This is a genomic window from Ramlibacter sp. 2FC (assembly GCF_005503345.1).
GTDB lineage: Bacteria > Pseudomonadota > Gammaproteobacteria > Burkholderiales > Burkholderiaceae_C > SCMQ01.
This window is the reverse complement of the sequence record NZ_SCMM01000117.1, coordinates 1-2794: the sequence shown is the minus strand read 5'-3', so window position 1 is coordinate 2794 and position 2794 is coordinate 1. Positions and strand designations below refer to the sequence as shown.

Genomic DNA, 2794 nt, shown 5'->3' with positions numbered 1-2794 from the left:
CCCCGTGCCCGACCGCCACGGCGGCAACCTCTATACGACGGACCCGCAGCTCGAGGCCCTGCTTTCGGTCTACCTGCCGCCCGAGCTGCTGGCCCACCTGCGGCCGCGCCTGGTCGAGCTCGGCGCCCTGGCCGGCGGGCGGCTCGACGAGCTCGCGGGCATCGCCGACCGCAACCCGCCCGAGCTGCAGCAGCGCTCGCGCACCGGGCGCGACGAGCAGAAGGTGCTCAAGCACCCGGCCTATGTGGAGATGGAGCGCCTGGCCTTCGGCGAATACGCACTGGCCACGATCTCGCACCGCCAGGACGTCCTGGGCTGGCAAGGCCAGCTGCCGGGTCTGGTGAAGTACGCGCTGACTTATCTGTTCGTGCAGGCCGAGTTCGGCCTGTGCTGCCCGGTTTCCATGACCGACTCGCTGACGCGCACGCTGAAAAAATTCGGCGCGCCCGAGCTGGTGCAGCGCTACCTGCCCGCGCTGACCAGCCTGGACCTGGACAGCCTGGCCCAGGGCGCCATGTTCATGACCGAGCAGGGCGCGGGCTCGGACATCGCGGCCACCGAGACCCTGGCCAGCCCCGACCCCGAGCACCCCGGCGCCTGGCTGCTGAGCGGCGACAAGTGGTTCTGCTCGAATCCCGACGCGGCCCTGGCCATGGTGCTGGCGCGCGTGGAGGGCGGCGAGCCCGGCCTCAAGGGGGTGTCGCTGTTCCTGCTGCCGCGCACCCTGGAGGACGGCAGTCCCAACCGCTATCGCATCATCCGCCTCAAGGACAAGCTGGGCACGCGCTCCATGGCCAGTGGCGAGATCCGCCTCGAGGGCGCGCGCGCCTGGCTGGTCGGCGAGCTCGGCCGCGGCTTCGTGCAGATGGCCGACATGGTCAACAACTCGCGCCTGTCCAACGGCGTGCGTGCGGCCGGCCTGATGCGCCGCGCGGTGGCCGAGGCCCTGCACATCGCCCAGCACCGCCAGGCCTTCGGCCGCCGGCTGGTCGAGCTGCCGCTGATGCGCCGCCAGCTGCTCAAGCTGCTGGTGCCGGCCGAGCAGGCGCGCACCATGGTGTTCCAGACCGCCGAAGCGCTGCGCCGCGCCGACGCCGGCGAGACCGAAGCCTACCGCCTGGCGCGCATCCTCACGCCGCTGATCAAGTTCCGTGCCTGCCGCGACGCGCGCAAGCTGACCGGCGACGCGATGGAGGTGCGCGGCGGCTGCGGCTACATCGAGGAATGGGCCGACCCACGCCTGGTGCGCGACGCCCACCTGGGCTCGATCTGGGAGGGCACGAGCAACATCGTCGCGCTGGACGTGCTGCGCGCGATCCGGCGCGAGCAGTCGCTGCCCGCGCTGCGCGCCCACCTCGAGGGCCTGCTCGCGCAGAGCGCGGCCGACGCGGCCCTGCGCGCCCAGCTGCAGCAGGCCCTGGACCGCGCCGCGGCGCTGGCCGAGACCGCGGCGGCCGAGGGCGGCGAGGCGCTGGCGCGCCGCGCGGCCTCGGCCCTCTACCACGCGAGCACGGCCATCGCCATGGCCTGGGAGGCCGCGCGCATCGCCGGCCCCGAGCGCCTGGCGCTCGCGCGCCTGGTGCTGCGCCATCGCCTGCTGCCCACCGACCCGCTGGCGCCCGAGACCGCGGACCCCGAGGCCGAGCAGCTGCTGCTGGGCGCCTGAACCCCCCACACCACAACAGAACGGAGACAGACACCATGCAACGCAGAACCTGCCTGATCGTCGCCCTGGCCGCGGCCTTTGCGGCCACGGGCCCGGCATGGGCCCAGCCCGCCCCCTACCCGCAAAAGACCGTCTCGCTGGTCGTGCCCTACGCGCCCGGCGGCCCCACCGACGCGATGGCGCGCATCCTCGCCACCGCGATGCGGCCGCTGCTGGGCCAGACCATGATCGTCGAGAACAAGGCCGGCGCGGGCGCCAACATAGGCGCCGAATTCGTCGCACGCGCCGAGGCCGACGGCCACACCCTGCTGTTCGGCACCTCGGCGCCGCTCGCGATCAACCCCAGCCTCTACCCCAGGCTCGGCTACGACCCGGTCAAGCATTTCTCGCCCGTGATCCAGATCGGCCACCTGCCCAACGTGCTGGTGGTGCACCCCGGCGTGCCGGCCAGGAACCTCAAGGAGCTGATCGCCCATGCGCGCGCCCACCCCGGCAAGCTGAGCTTCGCCTCCTCGGGCAGCGGCGCCTCCTCGCACCTGGCGGGCGTGCTGTTCAACCTGCGCGCCGGCACCGACATCCAGCACATCCCCTACAAGGGCACGGGTCCCGCGCTCAACGACCTGCTGGGCGGCCAGGTCGCCATGTCCTTCACCGACGTGCTCACCGCCCTGCCCCATATCCAGGCCGGCAAGCTGCGCGTGCTCGGCGTGACCTCGGCCAGCCGCTCGCGCGCCCTGCCCGGCGTGCCCACGCTGATGGAGCAGGGCCTCAAGGACTTCGACGCCAGCGTGTTCTTCGGCATCGTCGCGCCCTCGGGCACGCCGCAGGAGGTGGTGACCCGGCTCAACGCCGCCTTCGCCCAGGTGCTGCAGCAACCCGAGGTGCGCCAGCGCCTGGCCGACCAGGGCCTGGAACCACCGCCGCAGACCACGCCGGCCCAACTGGCCGTGACCATGCGCAGCGAGGCCGCCAAGTGGCGCGAGGTGATCCGCGTCTCGGGCGCCCGCGTCGATTGAGAGTCGGAGTAGGAATGCCAGTCACCCAACACCCCCTCCACAGATCCGTACGTGCGGAACTACCGCATACGGCTCCTGCCTTGGGTCGTGACGATCAGACGCTGGTTTGGGT

Annotated in this window: 2 protein-coding genes; both read left to right on the top strand. The window is 72.4% G+C overall.

Annotation, left to right across the window (positions count from 1 at the left end):
- On the top strand, positions 1-1666 hold a 1666-nt coding region (locus FFS10_RS22770; RefSeq protein ID WP_137896879.1), incomplete at its 5' end, for an acyl-CoA dehydrogenase family protein.
- 35 nt (positions 1667-1701) lie between these two features.
- The gene (locus tag FFS10_RS22765) at positions 1702-2682 is read left to right on the top strand and encodes a Bug family tripartite tricarboxylate transporter substrate binding protein (protein ID WP_137896878.1); all 981 of its coding nucleotides are present in this window, start codon (positions 1702-1704) and stop codon (positions 2680-2682) included.
- Positions 2683-2794: the final 112 nt, after the last annotated feature.